General features: G+C 66.9%; 21 protein-coding genes and 1 pseudogene. 10 read left to right on the plus strand and 12 right to left on the minus strand.

The features are described from left to right. Window positions 1–19: 19 nt before the first annotated feature. From HZ321_RS22020 to mraZ, 6 genes and pseudogenes are all read right to left on the minus strand, one after another. Entirely contained in the window at window positions 20–1,471 is a 1,452-nt protein-coding gene (locus tag HZ321_RS22020; protein ID WP_425305394.1) for a UDP-N-acetylmuramoylalanyl-D-glutamyl-2,6-diaminopimelate--D-alanyl-D-alanine ligase, read from the minus strand. Then, window positions 1,451–2,896, minus strand: a pseudogene (locus HZ321_RS22025) (UDP-N-acetylmuramoyl-L-alanyl-D-glutamate--2,6-diaminopimelate ligase); the annotation flags it as partial. The gene HZ321_RS22020 and the pseudogene HZ321_RS22025, both read right to left, overlap by 21 nt. A gap of 154 nt (window positions 2,897–3,050) precedes the next feature. Beyond that, on the minus strand, window positions 3,051–4,790 hold the full coding sequence (locus tag HZ321_RS11835; protein ID WP_181702544.1) for a peptidoglycan D,D-transpeptidase FtsI family protein: 1,740 nt from the start codon (window positions 4,788–4,790) through the stop codon (window positions 3,051–3,053). Between the two features lie 14 nt (window positions 4,791–4,804). After that, the gene (gene ftsL / locus HZ321_RS11840; RefSeq protein WP_181702545.1) at window positions 4,805–5,200 is read right to left on the minus strand and encodes a cell division protein FtsL; all 396 of its coding nucleotides are present in this window, start codon (window positions 5,198–5,200) and stop codon (window positions 4,805–4,807) included. Between the two features lie 3 nt (window positions 5,201–5,203). After that, the gene (gene rsmH / locus HZ321_RS11845) at window positions 5,204–6,205 is read right to left on the minus strand and encodes a 16S rRNA (cytosine(1402)-N(4))-methyltransferase RsmH (protein WP_181702546.1); all 1,002 of its coding nucleotides are present in this window, start codon (window positions 6,203–6,205) and stop codon (window positions 5,204–5,206) included. After that, window positions 6,202–6,666, minus strand: a complete 465-nt coding sequence (gene mraZ, locus HZ321_RS11850; protein ID WP_181702547.1) for a division/cell wall cluster transcriptional repressor MraZ — start codon at window positions 6,664–6,666, stop codon at window positions 6,202–6,204. The genes rsmH and mraZ overlap by 4 nt, the downstream gene beginning before the upstream one ends. Window positions 6,667–7,200: 534 nt before the next feature. Here mraZ and HZ321_RS11855 point away from each other — a divergent pair. Together HZ321_RS11855 and HZ321_RS11860 are read left to right on the plus strand one after the other, a co-directional pair. Next, the gene (locus tag HZ321_RS11855) at window positions 7,201–7,668 is read left to right on the plus strand and encodes a MaoC family dehydratase (RefSeq protein WP_206682773.1); all 468 of its coding nucleotides are present in this window, start codon (window positions 7,201–7,203) and stop codon (window positions 7,666–7,668) included. A 4-nt stretch (window positions 7,669–7,672) separates the two neighbouring features. Further along, window positions 7,673–8,113: a MaoC family dehydratase gene (locus tag HZ321_RS11860; protein WP_181702548.1), complete on the plus strand. Its 441-nt coding sequence runs from the start codon at window positions 7,673–7,675 to the stop codon at window positions 8,111–8,113. Window positions 8,114–8,178: 65 nt separating this feature from the next. On the opposite strand, the gene efp is transcribed toward HZ321_RS11860, so the two are convergent. Together efp and HZ321_RS11870 are read right to left on the minus strand one after the other, a co-directional pair. After that, window positions 8,179–8,748, minus strand: coding sequence for an elongation factor P (efp, locus tag HZ321_RS11865; RefSeq protein WP_181702549.1), 570 nt, complete (start codon window positions 8,746–8,748; stop codon window positions 8,179–8,181). A 333-nt stretch (window positions 8,749–9,081) separates the two neighbouring features. Beyond that, window positions 9,082–9,876, minus strand: coding sequence for a helix-turn-helix domain-containing protein (locus HZ321_RS11870; RefSeq protein ID WP_181702550.1), 795 nt, complete (start codon window positions 9,874–9,876; stop codon window positions 9,082–9,084). A 325-nt stretch (window positions 9,877–10,201) separates the two neighbouring features. Between HZ321_RS11870 and HZ321_RS11875 the strand changes: the two genes are divergently transcribed. From HZ321_RS11875 to HZ321_RS11905, 7 genes are all read left to right on the plus strand, one after another. Next, the gene (locus tag HZ321_RS11875; RefSeq protein ID WP_181702551.1) at window positions 10,202–11,335 is read left to right on the plus strand and encodes an amine dehydrogenase large subunit; all 1,134 of its coding nucleotides are present in this window, start codon (window positions 10,202–10,204) and stop codon (window positions 11,333–11,335) included. Then, entirely contained in the window at window positions 11,332–11,865 is a 534-nt protein-coding gene (locus tag HZ321_RS11880) for a MauE/DoxX family redox-associated membrane protein (RefSeq protein WP_181702552.1), read from the plus strand. The genes HZ321_RS11875 and HZ321_RS11880 overlap by 4 nt, the downstream gene beginning before the upstream one ends. Before the next feature lie 19 nt (window positions 11,866–11,884). Then, window positions 11,885–12,487, plus strand: coding sequence for a methylamine dehydrogenase accessory protein MauD (mauD, locus tag HZ321_RS11885; RefSeq protein ID WP_181702553.1), 603 nt, complete (start codon window positions 11,885–11,887; stop codon window positions 12,485–12,487). Between the two features lie 21 nt (window positions 12,488–12,508). Beyond that, the gene (locus HZ321_RS11890) at window positions 12,509–13,057 is read left to right on the plus strand and encodes a methylamine dehydrogenase light chain (protein WP_342343842.1); all 549 of its coding nucleotides are present in this window, start codon (window positions 12,509–12,511) and stop codon (window positions 13,055–13,057) included. Window positions 13,058–13,137: 80 nt separating this feature from the next. Beyond that, window positions 13,138–13,599 carry a c-type cytochrome gene (locus HZ321_RS11895; RefSeq protein WP_181702554.1) on the plus strand — a complete coding sequence of 154 codons (462 nt, stop codon included), beginning with the start codon at window positions 13,138–13,140 and terminating at the stop codon, window positions 13,597–13,599. Between the two features lie 364 nt (window positions 13,600–13,963). Beyond that, complete coding sequence (gene epmA, locus HZ321_RS11900; RefSeq protein WP_181702555.1) at window positions 13,964–15,016, plus strand: EF-P lysine aminoacylase EpmA; 1,053 nt, start codon at window positions 13,964–13,966, stop codon at window positions 15,014–15,016. A gap of 84 nt (window positions 15,017–15,100) precedes the next feature. Next, the gene (locus HZ321_RS11905) at window positions 15,101–15,571 is read left to right on the plus strand and encodes a hypothetical protein (RefSeq protein ID WP_181702556.1); all 471 of its coding nucleotides are present in this window, start codon (window positions 15,101–15,103) and stop codon (window positions 15,569–15,571) included. A gap of 22 nt (window positions 15,572–15,593) precedes the next feature. On the opposite strand, the gene HZ321_RS11910 is transcribed toward HZ321_RS11905, so the two are convergent. Further along, window positions 15,594–16,121 carry an adenine phosphoribosyltransferase gene (locus tag HZ321_RS11910; protein WP_181702557.1) on the minus strand — a complete coding sequence of 176 codons (528 nt, stop codon included), beginning with the start codon at window positions 16,119–16,121 and terminating at the stop codon, window positions 15,594–15,596. A gap of 579 nt (window positions 16,122–16,700) precedes the next feature. Between HZ321_RS11910 and HZ321_RS11915 the strand changes: the two genes are divergently transcribed. Continuing rightward, window positions 16,701–17,048: a hypothetical protein gene (locus HZ321_RS11915; protein WP_181702558.1), complete on the plus strand. Its 348-nt coding sequence runs from the start codon at window positions 16,701–16,703 to the stop codon at window positions 17,046–17,048. A gap of 102 nt (window positions 17,049–17,150) precedes the next feature. Here HZ321_RS11915 and HZ321_RS11920 read toward each other — a convergent pair whose 3' ends face one another. The 3 genes from HZ321_RS11920 to petA are packed head-to-tail and all read right to left on the minus strand — an operon-like array spanning window position 17,151 to window position 19,934. Further along, on the minus strand, window positions 17,151–18,026 hold the full coding sequence (locus tag HZ321_RS11920) for a cytochrome c1 (RefSeq protein WP_181702559.1): 876 nt from the start codon (window positions 18,024–18,026) through the stop codon (window positions 17,151–17,153). A 25-nt stretch (window positions 18,027–18,051) separates the two neighbouring features. Next, on the minus strand, window positions 18,052–19,344 hold the full coding sequence (locus tag HZ321_RS11925) for a cytochrome b (RefSeq protein ID WP_181702560.1): 1,293 nt from the start codon (window positions 19,342–19,344) through the stop codon (window positions 18,052–18,054). A 26-nt stretch (window positions 19,345–19,370) separates the two neighbouring features. Continuing rightward, complete coding sequence (gene petA / locus HZ321_RS11930) at window positions 19,371–19,934, minus strand: ubiquinol-cytochrome c reductase iron-sulfur subunit (RefSeq protein WP_280514481.1); 564 nt, start codon at window positions 19,932–19,934, stop codon at window positions 19,371–19,373. Window positions 19,935–20,042 lie beyond the last annotated feature (108 nt).

Below are 20,042 nucleotides of genomic sequence, written 5' to 3' on the forward strand. Positions count from 1 at the left end.
CCGAAAAGGGGCGGCCGTCTCAGTTCGCGTGATCGTCGACGCCGTAACGCTTGATCAGGGCTTCCACCAGCGGCCCCATCCGGCTACCGAACGAGCCCTTGATCATGATGGCGTCGCCCCCGCGAACGTCCTCGATCAGAATCGGCTCGAGAGCCGCGGATGATTCCGCATACGCCCCGCGCATCGGCCGCGGCAAGACCTGCCACAGGCTCTTCATCAGCGGCCCGGCCAGGAACACCTTGTCGACCTTGGCCTCGCTCAGGGCATCCACGAGCCCGGCATGCAACTGCGGGGCTTCCGGACCCAGTTCCAGCATGTCGCCGAGCACCGCGACTCGCCTTCCGCCCTGGCCCGTCCTGGACTGGCCGAGCAGCGCCACCGCCGCCTTCACCGACGTCGGATTGGCGTTGTAGCTCTCGTCGATCAGCAGCGCGCCGCCGCCGCGGGTCTTCAGCCGATGGCGCTTGCCGCGCCCCTTCGGCTGCTCCAGCCGCTGCAGCGCCAAGCCGGCCCGCGAAAGGTCGGCACCGGCCAGCTTGGCCGCCGCCAGCACCGCCAGCGAGTTGGCGACCAGATGCCGGCCGGGCGCACCGATCTTGTAGGTGATCTCCTCGCCGAGCACCGTGGCCGTCACCGCCGAACAGGTATCGTTGAGCGCCACCTTGAGGAGCCTGGCATCTGCCTCCGGGTGTTCGCCGAAACTCACCACGGCGGCCCCGTGCGCGGTCGCGGCGTCGCGGAGCAGCTCGAACCACTCGTTGTCGCGCGGGATCACGGCCGTGCCGCCGGGCTCCAGGCCCTCGAAGATCTCCGCCTTCGCCCGCGCAATTCCTTCCACGTTGGGAAAGTGCTCCAGATGGACCGCCGCCACCGTGGTGACGATCGCCACGTCAGGCCGCACCAGCGTCGTCAGCGGCGTGATCTCGCCGGCGTGGTTCATGCCGATCTCGAACACGCCGTAGGCGGTCCGCCGCGGCATCCTCGACAGCGTCAGCGGCACGCCCCAGTGGTTGTTGAACGAGGCGACCGATGCGTGGACCAGCCCGCTCGCCGCCAGCGCGTGGCGCAGCGCCTCCTTGGTGGAAGTCTTGCCCACCGAACCGGTCACCGCGATGACCTTGGCCTCGGTCCGCTTGCGGGCGAAGGCGCCCAGTCGGCGAAGCCCCTCAAGCACGTCGTCGACGGCGACCAGCGCGCCCGCCTCTTTGAAGGCGTCCGCCCGATCCTCGGCGACCACGGCCACCGCGGCTCCGCGCCGGAGCGCCTCGGCCACGAAGTCATGTCCGTCGAAACGGTCGCCCTTGATGGCGAAGAACGCGTCGCCCGGCTCCACGGTGCGGCTGTCGATCGAGATCCCGTTGATCGCCTCCGGCACCGCCCCGATCACCGTCCCGCCGAGCGCCTCCAGGAACTCCTCGCGCGGCCAGAGCGCGTTGGCCGCGGCCGTTCCGGCCGGCAGGGCCGCCTTGATCGCCTCATGGTCTGAGAAGGGCAGCACCTGCGCCCCGACGATCTGACCCGTCTCGTGCCCCTTGCCGGCGACCAGGAACACGTCGCCGTCGCCCAGCATGGCGATGCCGTGCCGGATCGCCTCGGCGCGGTCGCCGATCTCGATCGCCGACGGCGTGGCCGCCAGGATCTGCCGGCGGATTTCCGCCGGGTTCTCCGACCGCGGGTTGTCGTCCGTCACGATAGAGACGTCGGCGAGCCGTTCGGCTGCCGCGCCCATCTCCGGCCGCTTGCCACGGTCGCGATCGCCACCGGCGCCGAAGGCCACGATCAGCCGCCCGTCCACATAGGGCCGGAGCGTCTCCAGTGCCGTCTCCAGCGCGGCCGGCGTGTGCGCATAGTCGACGAAGATCGGCGCGCCCGACGGCGCGTAGGCCACCAGCTCCAGCCGCCCCGTCGCCCCCTTGATGGCGGAGATCGCCTCCAGCGCCCGCGTCAGTGGCACCCCGGTCGCCGCCGCGAGCCCCGCCGCCACCAGCGCGTTGGAAACCTGGAAAGCGCCCACCAGCGGCACCCGGATCGACAGCGGCCCCTTGCCCACGTCCACTGTCACCCGCTGGGCGTAGCCGTCGCGGGCGACCTCCAGGAGGCGGATCGTCCGCCCGGCCCGGCCCACGGTGACGAGGTCCAGCCCGGAGATCCGCGCCGCCGTGGCGAAGGACTCGCCCGCCCGGTCGTCCATGTTCACCACCGCCCCGGCGCCTGGTTCCAGCAGCGTGTTGAACAGGCGGAGCTTGGCAGACAGGTAGTTCTCCATCGTGCCGTGGTAGTCGAGATGATCGCGCGACAGATTGGTGAAGGCCCCCGCCGCGATCTTCAGCCCGTCGAGCCGCCGCTGCACCAGACCGTGCGACGATGCCTCGACGGCGACATGGTCGATGCCGCCCTTGGCGAGGTCGTGCAGCGTGCGGTGCATGGTCACCGGGTCGGGCGTGGTCAGGTTGCCGTAGAGCGTCTCGCCCTTCACCACTACCCCGATGGTGCCGACCGAGGCCGCCGACAGACCCTCCGCTTCCCAGATCTGGCGCACGAAGGCGGCGACCGACGTCTTGCCGTTGGTGCCGGTGACGGCCACCACCGTTTTCGGCTGCGGCGCGTAGAAGCGCGACACCAGCTTGGCGAAGCGGCGCTGCGGATCGGGATCGCGCAGCACGGGGATGCCGACGCCCTCCGGCACCTCCTCTTCCTCGCCCATCAGGATGATCGAGGCGCCGGCCTGCACCGCCGCCGGGATGAAGCTGGTACCTTTCACCTTGGTACCCGGCAGCGCCGCGAAGAGGGCGCCGGGCTGCACCGATCGGCTGTCGGCGGTGACCCCGGTGATCACCATCCGGCGCACCTCGGCGTCCGGGGTGAAGATATCGGGAACGAGATCGGCGAGCTTCATGGGGATGTGATGTCCGGTCCTGCGCAGGCGACGATTCGGCTTGGCCCAACGCTGCCCCCGCTTCGTGATCGAAATGAGGACGGCTCGGACGGCCGGGCTGGGAACTGACGCAACAACGCAACGGGTACGGCGGGCGGCCTGGCGGGCCGCCCGGTCAGTAGGAGACCATCAGCGGCAGGTCCACATCGTCGAACCGGGGCAGCACACCGAGCATCGGCGCGATCCGGCTGATCAGGTTGCCGGCCGTCGGCGCGGCATTGAGACCCGCGGTGGCAGCCATGCCCTCCTTCTCGGGGTTCGGTTCGTCGATCACCACGAGCACCAGATACTGGGGATCCTCGATCGGAAAGCTGGCGATGAAGGCGTTGAAGCGCTTGCTGGCGGAGTAGCGGCCGTTGACCACCTTCTCCGCCGTGCCGGTCTTGCCGCCGACACGGTAGCCCGCGATGTTGGCGCGGGTGCCCGAGCCCTTGATCGCATTGAGGCGCATCAGGTAGCGCATGTCCTGGCTGGTCTGCGCGCTGAGCACCCGCTTGCCCTTCAGCGTCGCCTCGTCGTTGCTGCGGGGGAAGAAGGTCGGCGGCAGCAGCATGCCGCCGTTCATCACCGCCGAAGCTGCCATGGCGGTCGCCAGCGGCGAAACCGAGATGCCGTGCCCGAACGAGACGGTGACCGTGGTGAGATCAGACCACCGCTTCGGCAGGATCGGCGCCGCCACTTCCGGCAGTTCGGTCGGCACCCGGTCCATCAGCCCCATACGCTTCAGGAATTCCTGCTGCCCGGCGCCACCCACCTTCAGCGCCTCGCGCCCGGTGCCGATATTGGAGGAATAGATGAACACCTCCGGCACGGTGAGGACGCGACGCTTGGCATGGAAGTCGTTGACGGTGAACCCGCCCACCCTGAGCGGCACCGTCGCGTCGAAGCTGTCGGTGATCTTCACCTTGCCGCTGTCGAGCGCCATCGCGGTCGCGAACAGCTTGAAGGTCGAGCCCATTTCGTAGACCGCCGCCGAGGCGCGGTTCATCCGGGTGGGATCGAGCGCTTCCGCCGGATTGTTCGGGTCGTAGTCCGGCAGCGAGGTCATCGCCAGCACTTCGCCGGTCTTGGCGTTCATCACCACGCCGGCGGCGGCCAGCGCCGTGTACTTCTCCATCGCCGCCGACAGCTCGTCGTAGAGCACGTGCTGGACCCTGAGGTCGAGCGAGAGCCGCACCGGCTCCAGGTTCGGCGTCATCGCGAAGCCGAGCCGGTGGAGATCGCCCAGCCACTGGTCGTCGAGGTACTTCTCGATCCCGGCGATGCCCTGGTTGTCGATGTTGACGTGGCCGACGACGTAGCCGACCGACCGCCCGGACGGATAGAAGCGGCGGCTCTCCGACAGGAAGCCCACGCCGGGCAGTCCGAGCCGATGCACCGCGTCCTGCTGGGCCGGGGTGATCTCGCGCTTCAGCCAGACGAAGCCGGCATCGGAGGCCAGCTTCTGGCGGACCTGGTCGGTGCCGAGGTCGGGGAACACGGTGGCCAGCAGTTCGGTCGCCTCGTCCGGATCGACGATCCGGCGCGGCTCGGCATAGAGCGAGGCCGTCTTCACGTCGGTGGCGAGAATGATGCCGTTGCGGTCGATGATGTCGGGCCGGGAAGCCGCGATCGCGCTCTGCGCTGACCCGAGCGCCACGGCATCGGCCGGCTCCATCAGCCCGTACTGCACCAGTCGTCCGGCGATCGTGCCATAGACGGCCACGAACGCCGCCATCGTGATGTAGAGCCGCACCCGTGTCGTGTCCCCCGCCCCCTTCCGCCGCACGTGCGGCGCCGCGATCGGCGCGCGCGTGGCCTGGGTCTCCGGACGGGACCGGAACCGGGCGAAGGGGAAGCGGAAGGCGGCGGCCATGGCGGAAAAGTCCTTCAGCGGATGTCGGCGTCGTCGGTGATGGCGGGATCTTCCACGGCTGCCGACTGCGCCGGCTTGTCGTGTGGCGCGACGTCGATCGGCACATCGACGGGCGGCACCTCCACCGGCTTGGCGGGGATGTCGGCAAGCGTTCCGATGTGGTTGGCGGTGATCGGCGTCAGCTGCAGGATGTCGGTGTGGCGGTCGACGAGTTCCTCCAGCCGGGCGGGCTGGGTCAGCACGCTCCACTCCGCCTTCAGGAAGCTGATCCGTTCCTGCTCCTGCGCGATCTGCCGCTGCACGCGGGCCAGCTTCTCCGACGCAAGCTCTGCCTCGTACTTCATGTCGTAGACGGCGGCAGCCGACAGGACCATCAGGAACACGAGAAGGGCGTTCACGAAGCGGGTCATCGGTCACGCTCCTCGCGTCGTGGGCTGGAAAGCGGGAATGCCGAGCGCCCTCGGATCGATCGGGCGCGCCGCTGCGGCAGTCCGCGCAGCCGCCCGCAGCTTGGCCGACCGGGCGCGCGGATTGCGCTGGCACTCGGCCTCCGTCGGCTCCACGCCGCCCTTGTGGATCAGGCTGAAGGTCGCCGGTGGCAGGGTCGCCTCCGGCAGGTGTCGTGAACCCTGTGCGACCGTCCGGCTGCGCTCCTGGATGAAGCGTTTGACGATCCGGTCCTCCAGCGAGTGGAAGGTGACGACCACCAGGCGCCCGCCCGCCGGCAGCAGCCGCTCGGCCGCTTCCAGCGCCTCGCCCAGTTCGTCGAGCTCATGGTTCACGTGGATGCGGATCGCCTGGAACGACCGCGTCGCCGGATGCGCTTCACCGAAGCGCTTGGCGCCGAGCACCCTCTCGATGATCGCCACCAGCTCCTTCGTCCGCGTGATCGGTGCGGAGGCTCGGGCGGCCACGATCGCCTTGGCGATCCGCCCGGCCTGCCGCTCCTCGCCGTAGACTGCGAGGATCCGCGCGATGTCCCGCCCGTCCAGCGTGTTGATCACGTCGGCCGCCGAGGGGCCGTCCAGGCTCATCCGCATGTCCAGCGGCCCGTCATAGCGGAACGAGAAACCGCGCTCCGCCTCGTCGATCTGCATCGACGAGACCCCGATGTCGAGCACCACGCCGTCCACATGCGTCAGGCCGGCCTCTTCGGCATGCCGGTCGAGCTCGGAGAAGGCGCCGTGCGCGATCCGGAACCGCCCGCCGGCCTCCGCCTCCAGCACCTTGCCGCGGGCGACCGCCGTCGGATCCCTGTCGATCCCGAGGACCATCGACGCGCCGGCCGCGAGCAGCGCCCGCGTGTACCCGCCCGCGCCGAACGTGCCATCGATGAACACACCCCCTTCGATCGGGCCGAGTGCCTGGACAACTTCGTCGAGGAGAACCGGGAGATGCGGCGCCGCGTCGGTCACGTTGCGCCCTCCGCTTCGGCGCGCGGCGTCGGCCGGCGTAGCGCAAGTGCCCGTCGGCGCGCTTCCGCCTCGTGCTCCGCGTAGCGGCCGGGCTCCCAGATCTGGAACTTGTAGCCCTGCCCCACGAAAGTCACCTCCTCGGTGATCCCCGCGAAGTCGAGGAGCGTGGAAGTCAGGCCGATCCGCCCTTCCGCATCCATCGAAAGCCGTTCGGAGAGCCCGTAGAAGGCCGTCGAGAGATAGTCGTGCTCCTCGGTGAAAGGATCGAACTTGCCAAGCCGCCGCTCGATCTCGGCGAGCAGCCCGTTGCCGCCGGCGTCCACGGCCTTCATGTCCAGCGAGGGGTAGCAGTAGAGCCCGTCGAACCCGTCCCGCGTCAGCACCTGACGGAACGCGGCCGGAACGGAGACCCGCCCCTTCCGATCGATCCGATTGGTGTATCGGGAAACGAACCCGCTCATCGGTTCCCTCTGGGCCTTTGGAAACGAACACCGGCCGCACGAACGAATTCATGGACTGAAACGACGTCTTATCCGGCACGCCCGAACGGACGCGCCGCCTCCCGGAGCCCTGGACCGGACGCGCAAGGGCTCGTTCCGGCGACAGGCGCCAGCTTCCCCGCGGATCGGTTGACCGACCGTCTGGACATTGGGATCGGGATGTCTTGGGATAGCATGGGAGCATATGGGCGTCAACGCGATCGCTGCAGCGCCCGACCCCCGGCGCGGTCGGTAGTCATTAAAACTTGATCAATATTAACAAAGGGTTCACACGGTGTTTTGAAGTGCCGATTTCCGCGGATTTCCGGCATCCAACTTTGCGCTGTGACTGTTGCATTTCGGCCTCAATGCTGGACCTTGAGCGGACTGTCCCATGCTGTCCCAATGCAGCCCCAAGGTCGGTGTCAGCGGCCCCGATCGCCTTTCCGACAATGGCTTCCGCCGTCATCCCCGTGCTAGGGGACTCCGACCTGACGTTGACGTAAGGAATGATTCATGCCGACGCCCGACAGTCCGGAGCCACCCATGGCCCGGCGCGGCTTCTCCACCTTCCAGCCTGGCGAAACCGGTCCGCTCGGCACGGTGGAACTGACCCGGGACGAAGTCGTCGCCTTCGCCTCGGCCTGGGATCCTCAGCCCTTCCACCTCGACGAGGCCGCCGGCCTCGCCTCGCCGCTGAAGGGACACGCCGCCTCAGGCTGGCACACCGCGAGCCTGCTGATGCGGCTGCTGGCCGACACTCTGCTCGCCGGCGCCAGGTCGATGGGCTCCGGCCACGTCCGCGATCTCAGGTGGGTCAAGCCTGTCCTGGTCGGCGACCGCCTCGCGGCTCGCTACGTGGTGCGCGAGGTTCGACCCTCATCGCGCGGCGACCGCGGCTACGTGGAGACCGACTTCGTGATGGAGAACCAGAACGGCGTCACCGTTCTCACCATGAGTGCCACCCTGATCATCGGGAGTTGATCCCATGCGCTTCGACGACATCCCGATCGATCAGCCCGTCGCCATCGGCACCCACACCTTCACCCGCGAGGCCATCCTGGAGTTTGCTCGCGCCTACGACCCGCAGCCCTTCCACACCGACGAGGCGGAGGCTGAGGCCAGTCACTACGGCGGCCTGATCGCCTCCGGTTGGCATACCGCCGCCGCCTGGATGCGCCTGACCGTGGACCACGCCCGCACCCACGACACCCTCGCGGGCATCTCGCCCGGCATCGACGAGATCCGCTGGCTGAAGCCGGTCTACCCCGGCGACACCATCAGCTACACCAACACCGTCCGCTCCAAGCGCCTGCTGGCGAGCCGGCCGGGCTGGGCGATCATCCACAACGAGGCCATCGGCACCAACCAGGCCGGCGACGTGGTCTATCGGATGATCGGCCCGGTGCTCGTCCCCGTGGCGGGCTGACGGCATGCAAAGAAAAAGGCCCCCGCACGCGCGGAGGCCTGGATAGGATCGGCTACGGACGGAGCTCAGTCCTTGGCGCGTTCCACGTAGGACGCGTCTTCGGTCATCACCACCACACGGGTGCCGGCCGTCACGAAGGGCGGCACCATCGTCTTCACGCCGTTCGACAGCATCGCCGGCTTGTAGGACGACGCCGCCGTCTGGCCCTTCACCACCGGCTCGGTTTCCACGATCTCCAGCACCACGCGGGCCGGCAGTTCGATCGAAACCGGCAGGTCGTTGTAGACCGCGATGTGGCATTCCATATTCTCGGCCAGGAACGGCGCGCGGTCGCCCACCACGTCCTTGGACACGGAGATCTGCTCGTAGCTCTCCATGTTCATGAACGCGAAGCCCTCCTCGTCCTCGTAGAGGAAGGTGTAGGGCCGCTCGTCCAGGAAGGCGCGCTCCACCTGCTCGGTGGTCTTGTAGCGCACCGAGACCTTCACGCCATCGGCGATCCGGCGCATGTCGATCTGGGTCGTCGGCGTACCCTTGCCCGGATGGAAGTTCTCCGCGGAGAGCACGACGTGCAGCTTGTCGTCGAGTTCGACGACGTTGCCCTTGCGGATCTGGCTGGCGATGACCTTGACCATGAGTGTATCGGTGTCCCGGACGTGAATAGGAGGCTTTGCCCCCGGGCGGCATGCATCGGAAGCGAAGGGCTCGTCATTCGCGAAAGACATGCGGACCGGGAGGACCGGCGCTGGATGGCGTCTCTCCTGACATTTTCGCGGCGGAAAAGGAAGAGGTGTTGTGAACGAGACCCGTCCGACGGAGGCTCCGGCGTGCTCGCCACGGTCGGAAAGCGGCGTTCGACCGCCCTCGCGTTCCACCGCGCCTGATCACTGGCCCAGGGACGCAGGCTCCTCGGCTGAGGCTCCACCGCTCGGAACGGCGCGTGCGGCTAACCGGATCTGACCGACGCGTCAGTCCGGTCGGACCGCGTCCTGCGCGGTCCGAACTGTCCGGGATGGGTACTCGCCAAAGTATTCGGCGTAGTTCGAAGCGAACCGGCCAAGATGCCAGAACCCCCACTTCGTCGCGATGTCGGTCACCGTTGCGCCCGTCCGAGCCGCGTCGAGCAGGTCGCGTCGGGCCCCGCCCAGGCGCCGACTGCGCAACCAGTTTGCCGGCCCCACGCCCACCACACGGACGAAGGCGTCCCTCAGGATGCTGGCCGGCACGCCGAGACGCGCCGCAAGGGTCGCGATCGTCAGGTCGCCGACCTGCTCGGCATCCGCGATATCCCGTGCCTTTCTGAAAAGCTCCAGATCCCCGTTGCGAGGGGCATCCGCGAGACACGACCCTTGACGGAGCTGCCCCTGCACATACTGCAGCCGGTCCGTGATCATTCCCGGGAGTACCATGGCAAGTTCGGTGACGGCCACGCCGTCCATGGAACCGACCTGAGCGAGAACGGACAGGATCCATGATGCGCAAAAGGCGAACGTGTCGCTCTTTTGCGCGGTCGTGCTCGTCATGCGGGGTGCGTCACCGTCGTCCAGGAGCTTCTCGTCGATGGAAACGATCAGGATGTCGCTGGCAGTCGTGAACCCGACGGTTTGTTCCTCCGAGTTGCGGATGATGGACAACGACGACGGCGCGACCGGCGCTGCGTTGAGCGACCACTTGCAGCTCTCGGCGACCGACTGGACGAACACGACCTGTCCCGCCGGTGGCGAAGTCCGCTCATGGACCGCGACACTGATCTCCTCCCGCATGATCGCCACGCCAGGAAGTTCGAAAGACACCGTCCGACCGCGGTAGGGTCCCGGCGTCAGCTGGCAGTAGTGCTGATCCCAACCGACCAGTCCGCGTTCCTGCAGACAGGCGTCGCCGTAGTCCACCGATTTGAGGCCGAACGACTTCGCATTCATGGACGGCCTCCCTCATTTCCCGTGGACGTAGAGCAAAAGGTTAGGACTCTGCCCACATCGCGATCAAGCCTAACATTTGAGCAGAGAAACATACCAAACTGGATAGTTCGCCCGATCGGCCGTCCGATAATGTCAATCGACGGACCTTGAGAGGGGAGGCATCCCGGAGATGATCAGACCCATCGTTGGCATTGCGCTATTCGCGGCTTTCGCCACTCCTGCCTGGGCGCAGGACCCGCTTCCTGAAGAGGAATTCATCGTCAAGCAGGCGATCGACCCTGGTCCGAACCTGTTCGTGTACCAGGAGAGCTTGGACGGGCCCGGCACCATCGTCGTGTTCGGTGCGGATACCCTGTCCATGAAGGGCACGATGACGTCCGGTGCGTTCGGCCAGATGCTTGTCGAACCCACCGGGAAGACGGCTTTCGCCCAATCCACGTTCATGAAGCGGTATGCCTACGGCGCCATGGAGCATGTACTCCAGATCTACGACGTCGCGACATTGACCCCGAAGAGCGAGGTCATCCTGCCGCCCAAGGCCGCGATGGCACTGTCCTACGTCAATCTCCTGCAGCACAGCGCCGACGGAAAATACGTCTTCGTTCAGAACGCGACCCCCGCCTCCTCGATCACGATCGTCGATCTCTCCGCCGGCACCGTGCTTGAGGAACTTCCGACGCCCGGCTGCTGGGGCATCTACCCCGCGGCGACTGGTGCGGGCTTCATGACGATGTGCGGCGACGGCAGCCTGATGAGCTACGCCCCGAAGGACGGCAAGTTCGTCGAGGTGGCCACCACGCCGGCCATTTTCGATCCGGACGTGGACGCGTTGTTCACCACCGGAATGCGGGTCGGCGGCGACTACGCCTTCATCTCCTTCAAAGGCGATGTCTCGCTCGTCTCCGACGCCGACGGCGTTCCGAAGTCGAGTGGCGTGTTCAGCATGGTGGACGGCGTCGAGGGCGGTTGGGCTCCCGGTGGCTACCAGATGGTCGCCTACAGTCCGGACCTGAAACTGCTGTTCGTGCTGATGCACTCCAAGTCCTACGAAGGAAGCCACAAGAACCCTGCCGAAGAGCTCTGGGCGGTCGACGTGGCAACCAAGAAGGTGGTTGGCCGCACACCGTTTGCCGGATTCTGGTCCTTCACCGTGTCCAGCGGCGCGAAACCGGCTTTGTTCGGCATCTCGCTGGAGATGAAGGTGGTCCGCTTCGACATCGATGTTTCCAGCGGGCTGTCCCTTACCCAAACCGGCGAGGCCGGGCTGACCGGCTATCCCTTCCTGCTGGCGGCGACGCCATGAACGGCGGCGACCTTGTGTCCCTTTCGGCCGGAACGGCGGTGGTGTTTGCGGCCCTGCTTTTCGCTCGCGCCTTGGTCCACAAGCTCACGGACTTCACGGCGTTCACGGGCTTCCTGGCCGACTACGGCGTAATACCGGAGCGGTTCGTGACACCGGCATCCACGATGGTCCTGGTCGCCGAGGCAGGCGTGGTCGCGCTGCTGCTCTATCCGCCGACCTGGAGCATCGGGGCGGCGCTCGCCGCCCTGCTCCTGCTCGGCTACGGAGCTGCGATCGCGAGCGCGGTGCGTTCAGGGCGTCGTTGGGTGGAGTGCGGATGCGGTGGCGCTGTCCAGCCTGTGAGCTGGGCGCTCGTTTTGCGCAACGCCATCCTGGCCGCGATCGCCGCGCTGGGAACCCTTGGCCATTCCTCGGCTCTCTCGCTCGGCGAAACCATCGCCGTGCTGGCCGCCGGGTTCGCGGTCTTCGTCGGATACATCCTGGTCGAACAGATCCTCGGCAACGCGGCGCACGCCGCCTCGCGCGCCTGAGTTTTCATGAGGTTTCCAGATGAACGCTCTGGTTTTCGTTGTCGCCGTGCTTTGGGTGGTCGTGATCGGCCTGATCGTGGCGTTGTTCGCACTCGCAAGACAGGTCGGCGTTCTGTTCGAACGCGTGTCTCCGATGGGCGCGCTCGTCAACGACACCGGCCCGAAGGTGGGCGACGCGTCCCCGGTCTATCGGCTTCCCAGCCTGACCGGTGGGCCTGAAGTCCTGATCGGACCCCGGCCCGAACGGTCCACACTGGTGTTCTTCCTGTCGCCGACATGCCCGGTCTGCAAGAAGCTTCTGCCGGTCATCGCGTCGGTCCGACAGGCCGAGAAGGCCTGGCTCGACATCGTTCTTGCTTCCGATGGCGAACGGGACAAGCACGAGCGCTTCATCGAGACGGCCCGACTGAGCGCCTATCCCTACGTGCTCTCCACCGAACTGGGTATCGCCTACCGGGTCTCCCGCCTGCCCTACGCCGTGCTGCTCGACTCCGCCGGCACCATCCGGGCGAAGGGCCTTGTGAACAACAGGGAGCAGTTGGAGAGCCTCTTCAACGCCAAGGAGATGGGGGTTGCCTCCATCCAGGACTTTCTCGACGGCGCACCGGCCGTTTCGCACTGACAAGACCACCCCGTGAGAGGAGTGACCGCTGTGATCGGCTTTCTCGATGCCCTTCTCGCCCGGCTTGACCGCATGACCGAGACCGGCGCCCGCCGGGTCGCCCAGACCAGTGGCCGGCGCAGTTTCCTGGCCAAGGCCGGGACCATGATCCTCGGCGGCGTCTTCCTGCCGATGCTGCCTTTCGACAAGAGCTTCGCCAACTCCGGCGGTGGAGGCGTTGCGACCGGGTCCGACCCGCTCGCCTGCGACTACTGGCGTTACTGCGCCCTGGACGGCACGCTCTGCACCCAGTGCGGCGGCGCCATCAACGCCTGCCCGCCCGGCAGTCAGGGCTCGTCCGTCACATGGGTCGGCACCTGCCGCAATCCGGACGACGGTCGCGACTACCTGGTCAGCTACAACGACTGCTGCGGCAAGTCGATCTGCAGCAACGCCAGCTTCTGCAACTTCAACGAAGGTGAGCGTCCGGGCTATCGGATGGCTGTCTTCAACGACATCAACTGGTGCATGGCCAACACCTCCGTGGGCTATCACTGCACCGTTGCGGTTCTGGTCGGCCTCGCGGAGTGACGGCACGCGAAGCGCGGGAGGAGAACATGGTCCGTGGCCTTCGATACGCGATCGCGGGGCGCATGCGGTCCGGACGGGGTATGGCGGGAGTGACCATCGCCGCGATCCTCTGCGGAGGGCTGCCGGCTTCGGCCGGCCAGCCCGACTGGACAAAGACCGGGTTCTCGGCCCGCACCAACTACGTGCTCCGATGCTCCGGCTGCCATGGCCTGGACGGAGCAGGATCGGAGAAGGGCGGGATCCCGGCCCTTCGCGACAGCATCGGGGCGTTCGCCGGCGATGACGAGGGGCGAACCTATGTCGTCAAGGTGCCCGGCGTCAGGAACGCCAATCTCACCCCTGCCCAGACGGCCGCCGTCCTCAATTATGTGATGAAGACCTTCGCCGGCTCGTCCCTCCCACCGGATGCCGAGCCCTTCGACGAAGCCGAAGTGGCCTCGCGCCAGAGCCGGCCGGTGACCGACGTGGTCGCGCTCCGCAGGGACGTGGCGGCGCGCCTCAAGGAACGGGGCATCACGGTCGCAGACTATCCCTGGCCCTGACAAGCAAGGGTCGGACGCGACGACCGAGTCCGAACCGATCGGCAAGTCGCTTCGATGACCTTGATGGCACGACGGTTCCGAAGATCGGCGCCTTGAAGGAGTCCCGCAGCGGAACCGTCGTCCATGCCGGCAGCCGTGAAGCCTGGCCGGCACCTTAGGCTGAGCCGACGCTCGCCGCGCGGATCTCGCTGGCGATAACCTGGTCCGGTAGTGTAACGGGTTCGCAGGCGCGCATGGGAGCGGTCGTCCCTGGCGGGATGCTGCGGAGATGACGTGCTACATTTCCACGAAGGAACTGTGGCCCGGCAGACCGACCCTGTTTGGCGCCCATCCTGACAAGTCCGTGCGGCAGAGAAGACCATCCATGGCCATCCAGTCTCCCGCGTCGCCCTGGTGGTCGCGCGAACGCCATCTGGCGCGCCGCCCGTTCCTGACGGCCCGCGGCCGCATCAAGACCGCGCTGCGCTCCTGGTTCGAGGCGGAAGGGTTCACGGAGGTCGAGTGTCCCGCGCTCCAGGTCTCGCCGGGCAACGAGGCTCACCTGCATGCCTTCGCCACCGACCTGGTCGGGCCCGACGGCAACGTCCGCCGGCGCTATCTCCACACCTCCCCGGAATTCACCGCCAAGAAGCTGCTGGCGGCCGGTGAGACCCGCATCTTCGACTTCGCCCGGGTCTTCCGCAACCGCGAGGGCGGCCCGCTGCACCAGCCCGAATTCACGTTGCTGGAGTGGTATCGCGCTGAAGAACCCTACGAGCGGCTGATGGAGGACTGTGCCGCCCTCCTCCGTCTCGCCGCAGCCACCACCGGCATCGACGCCTTCCGCTGGCGCGGAAAGACCTGCGATCCCGTGGCCGAGCCGGAGCGGCTTTCCGTCGCCGCCGCCTTCGAGCGCCACGCCGGCGTCCGCCTGCTCGACACCCTGACCGACGACCCCGCCGCCCCGGACCGCGATGCCCTAGCCGCGCAGGCCTCCGCCGCCGGCTACCGCGTGGTGGCCGACGACAGCTGGACCGACATCTACTCCCGCATCCTCGTCCAGTCAGTCGAGCCGAACCTCGGCACGGCGCGCGCCACAATCCTCTGCGAATACCCGGTCTGCGAGGCCGCGCTTTCGCGTCCGGTCGCACGCGACCCGCGGGTCGCCGAGCGTTTCGAGCTCTACGCCTGCGGCGTCGAACTCGCCAACGCCTTCGGCGAACTCACCGATCCCGTCGAGCAGCGCCGCCGCTTCGAGGAGGAGATGGCGATCAAGCAGGCGATCTACGGCGAGCGCTACCCGATCGACGAAGACTTCCTCACCGCGCTCGCCCAGATGCCGGCCGCCAGCGGCATCGCCCTCGGCTTCGAGCGGCTGGTGCTGCTGGCCAGTGGAGCCCGTTCGATCGAGGACGTCGTCTGGGCCCCCGTCGTGTGATCGCCGATGTGATCGCCGCGTCGGGATCCCTGGCGCGCGATCCGGGTTCGTGTTGGAATCGGCCAACGCAGGAGACATGCCGCCATGCGCAGGATCATCCTCGCCCTCGCCCTGATCTCGGTCGCCCTGCCCGCGTCGGCGGCGGAGTGGCGGACCTACGTCAACGACCGCTTCGGCACACGGATCGATATTCCAGAGGACGTCTTCCAGCCCCGCGAGCAGTCCGACAACGGCGACGGACAGAGCTTTGTCAGCGCTGACGGCCGCGCCTCCATCCGCGTCTTCGCGGGACACAACGCCGACGGTTTGGGGATCGACGAACTCTACAGCACCGCGCTCGACGACGTGGACGGCACCCGCATAACCTATCGCAAGAAAGGCCGTAGCTGGTTCGTGCTGTCGGGCTTCAAGGGTGACGAGGTCTATTACGTCAAGCTGTTGATGGCCCCCGACGGTTCGGTTGCGCACACGCTGGAGATCATCTACCCCGCCGCCGACAAGCCGATCTACGATCCCCTCACCGCGCGCGTCGCCAACAGCCTATCCGACGGCTGACCCCGTTTCGAGGCGGCTCTCTTCAGTGCCCCTCGAACTCGATCAGGGTTCGCACAGGCACCTCCATGCCCCTCAGCCTGTCCGCCCCGCCAAGGTCGGGCAGGTCCACGATGAAGCATGCGGCTTCAACCACCGCACCGAGGCTCCGGATCAGCGTCACGGCGGCGACCGCCGTGCCGCCGGTCGCGATGAGGTCATCCACAAGGATGACGCGTTCGCCGGGTAGGATGGCGTCCCTGTGCATCTCCATCTCGTCCACGCCGTATTCCAGGCTGTAGACGATCGAGACGGTCTCGTGCGGCAGCTTGCCCTTCTTGCGGATCGGTACGAAGCCGGCCGACAGCTGGTGTGCGACCGCCCCGCCCAGGATGAACCCGCGCGCCTCGATGCCCGCCACCTTATCGATTTTTCCGCCGGCCCACGGCTGAACCAGTTCGTCCACCGCCCGCCGGAACGCCCGCGCGTTGCCGAGGAGCGTCGTGATGTCCCGAAACACGATTCCCGGCTTCGGATAATCGGGGATCGATCGGATCGTATCGGCAAGGTTCATGGGATCTGGAACTCCGCGAGGTCCGGCGCGATCGCCGTTCGCAGCCCGGCTCGGTGGGCTGCGCAACGATCGCCAGGTTGTTATCGGCGTAGCGCAGAACCCGCGCGAAGGCGACCTGGAAAAAGCGGGGAGCCCTTTGCCGACGCGCCTTGAACGGGAGTGGAGTGGCAGAGGCAAGGGCGGCGCGCGCGGTCCGCAACGCCCGTTGGATTGCTTCCCCCCGGATGTTGCTCTCCCGAAATCCGGTAGGTCGGGCTCGACGAAGGCTTCCCTCTCCGCCAGGCAGTCGCCTGACAAGATCCGGTTCAATCCCCAGCGCCAGAACAGCCGCCTACACTTCACGTTACCCCGGTATGCGTCGTGTAAAACTCAGGTTGACACAACTTAGGCATTCACTGAAAACATTGGAGGGACTTGAAATTCCGGCATCGGAGAGGGGCTATGGCAAAAATTCGCCTACTGACGGCACTTGCGACCATTGCCACTATTATACAGTCAGGGTGCGTCGTACCCGGGGGAGCAGAAAAGATTCTGGGCGCGCAGAGCATTACGTTTGTACGCGCAGGAAAGCAGGTCACCGTGCCCGTATCGGACCGGGAAGCCGTCTGCTTCGGCAACTGCGCCAGTGCATCGACAAGCGCTTTCGGCGGGGTCGTCGCGGTCCGCACAGCCACTCCGAACGGCCTGCGCACCCTCAGGATCGATCCTCCCAAGATGGCCTACATCGTTCCGGACGACAGCCTCCCGGTCGCGGTCGAGGAAGTCGCGCCGCCCCCCGCGGTCGCAACGCGTCGTGCGCCGCCCGCCAAACCGGCGACCGTCGCCGCCAGTCGGTCCAAGCTGATCTGGGCCGATCGTGAGAGCAGCGGGTCGGGCGGTGGATCGTCCGGCGGTGGTGGCGGCGGCGGCGACAGCAGCAGCTGGTGAACCGTCCGGCCTCTGGTGCGGAAGATCCTTCCGGCAGATCGGAACATGAAAAAGGGCCCCGGTTCGGGGCCCTTTCTAGTTTGCATGTGACGTCGACAGGCCTCAATGGGGCTCGTTCGACCAGACCTTCCGCTTGGCAAGGCCCAGCAGCGCCCCGAACACCACCAGATAGATCAGCGCATGGAAGCCGAGCTTCTTGCGTGCCTCCAGGTGCGGCTCGGCGGCCCACATCAGGAAGGCCGAGACGTCCTTGGCATACTGATCCACCGTCTGCGGCGTTCCGTCGGTGTATTCCACGACATCATCCGACAGCGGCGGCGCCATCGCCAGCGACTGGCCCGCGATGAAGTAGGGGTTGTAGTACTGCCCCTCCGGCACCACGGTTCCTTCCGGCGGTTCCTGGTATCCGGTCAGCAGCGCGTGGATGTAGTCCGGCCCCTGCTCCTGATAGGGCCAGAACACGTCGAGGACGAACCACGGGAAGCCGCGCTCCACCGCGCGCGCCTTGGCGATCAGCGAGAAGTCCGGCGGGAGCGCGCCGCCGTTGGCCGCGCGGGCGGCGTTGTCGTTCGGGAACGGCGCAGGGAACGGGTCCTTCGGCTCGCGCGGGCGCTCCACCGGCTCGCCGGAGTCGTCGAACCCGTCGATGATCGTGTACTCGGCCGCCAGTGCCTTCGCCTGTTCCTCGGTAAAGCCCGGTCCGCCCTCTTCGGCGAGGTTGCGGAACTTGACGAGGTTCATCGAGTGACAGGAGGCGCAGACCTCCTTGTACACCTTGTAGCCGCGCTGGAGCTGGGCGCGATCGTAGGTGCCGAAGATGCCCGCGAAGCTCCAGTTCACATAGGCGGGCTTGTGGATCGGGAAGTGCGTCGGGGCGCCGGCGTGCTCCTCCTCGGCGGCAGCCGCGGCAAAGCTGCCGAGACCGATACCGAGGCCGACCACGGCGGCGGCAGCCCAACGGAACATCTGATGTGTCATGATCGGGTTCCTTCCGTCGGGCGGATCAGTGCTTGTCCGGGGCGGCGGTGGCACCGGCCGGATGGCCGTGCCCGCCGTTCTTGGCGAGGACATCGTCCAGGATCGAAACCGGCAGCGGCTTGGGCGTCTCCAGGAAGCCGAGCAGCGGCAGGACGATCAGGAAGTGTGCGAAGTAGTAGGCCGTAGCGGCCTGCGCCATCGCTACATAGGTGCCTTCCGCCGGACGCGAGCCAAGCCAGCCCAGGAACACGCACACCACCGCGAAGACCCAGAAGAAGATCTTGTAGAGCGGCCGGTAGCGGGCCGAGCGGACCTTCGAGGTGTCGAGCCAGGGCAGGAACACCAGAATGGCGATCGACCCGAACATGGCGATGACGCCGCCGAGCTTGGAGTTGATCGGCCCGATGTCGAAGGTGATCGCCCGCAGGATCGCGTAGAACGGCAGGAAGTACCATTCCGGAACGATGTGCGCCGGGGTCACCAGCGGGTTGGCGACCTGGTAGTTGTCGGGGTGGCCGAGGAAGTTCGGCTGGTAGAACACGAACCAGAGGTAGAACACCAGGAACCAGACCAGCGCCAGGCCGTCCTTCATCGTCGCGAAGGGCGTGAAGGGAACCGTGTCCTTGGTGCTCTTCACATCGACGCCCGTGGGGTTGTTCTGCCCGGTGACGTGCAAGGCCCAGATGTGCAGGATCACCACGCCGAAGATCATGAACGGCAGGAGATAATGCAGCGAGAAGAAGCGGTTGAGCGTGGCGTCATCGACCGCGAAGCCGCCGATCAAGAGTGTCTGGATCGGCTGGCCGATCACCGGGATGGCGGTGAAGAAGTTGGTGATGACCGTCGCGCCCCAGAAGGACATCTGTCCCCACGGCAGCACGTAGCCCATGAAGGCGGTCGCCATCATCAGGAGCAGGATGATCACGCCGAGGATCCACAACAGCTCCCGCGGGGCCTTGTAGGAGCCGTAGTAGAGGCCGCGGAAGATGTGGATGTAGACGGCGATGAAGAACATCGACGCGCCGTTGGCGTGCAGGTAGCGCAGCAGCCAGCCCCAGTTCACGTCGCGCATGATCGCTTCGACGGACTCGAACGCCAGTTTTGAATCGGCTGCATAGTGCATCGCCAGCACCACGCCGGTGAGGATCTGCACCACCAGCATGAACGTGAGAATGCCGCCGAACGTCCAGAAGTAGTTCAGGTTGCGCGGCGTCGGGTAGGACACGCCCGTATCGTGCAGCAGGCGCACGATCGGCATCCGCGTGTCGATCCACTTCTCCACGCCCGTGCGGGGCTCGTAGGTCGAATGACCGGACATGAGTATCTCCTCGCGAAGCGTCGGGATCAGCCGATGCGCAGCCGGGTATCGGAAACGAAGGTGTAGACGGGAACCAGGAGGTTCTCCGGGGCCGGCCCCTTGCGGATGCGGCCGGACGTGTCGTAGTGCGAGCCGTGGCACGGGCAGAACCAGCCGCCGAAGTCGCCCTGCTGGCCGAGCGGAATGCAGCCGAGGTGCGTGCAGACGCCGACGAGGATCAGGAAGTTCTCCTTGCCGGGCGCGGCGCGGTTCTCGTCGCTGGCCACCGCGTCGGCGGCGCCGTTGTCGTTGCGCGCGACCGGATCGCGAAGCTCGGCGACCGGCACCTGCTTGGCGGCTTCGATCTCCTCCGGCGTGCGGTTGCGGATGAACACCGGCTTGCCGCGCCACGGCACGGTGATCGCCTGCCCCGGTTCGATCGCGCCGACGTCCACCTCGACCGAGGCGAGCGCGCGCGTGGAGGCATCCGGGTTCATCTGGTCGATGAACGGCCACAGCGCCGCTGCCGCGCCCACGGCACCCATCGCGCCGGTGGTCAGCATCAGGAAGTCGCGGCGGGTGGGTTCGTCCGAAGTGTGGGTCGAAGCCAAGGCAGGTTCCTTTCCAACGTCTCCCCGCGCCGCACCCCCCGCGGTGCTGCCGGTGGACTGAATTGTCGCTGTTCCCATGCAACAAACCACCCCTCTCGCGCTATCCCG

The organism is Chthonobacter albigriseus (genome assembly GCF_013839445.1).
GTDB classification, from domain to species: Bacteria; Pseudomonadota; Alphaproteobacteria; order Rhizobiales; family Pleomorphomonadaceae; genus Chthonobacter; species Chthonobacter albigriseus.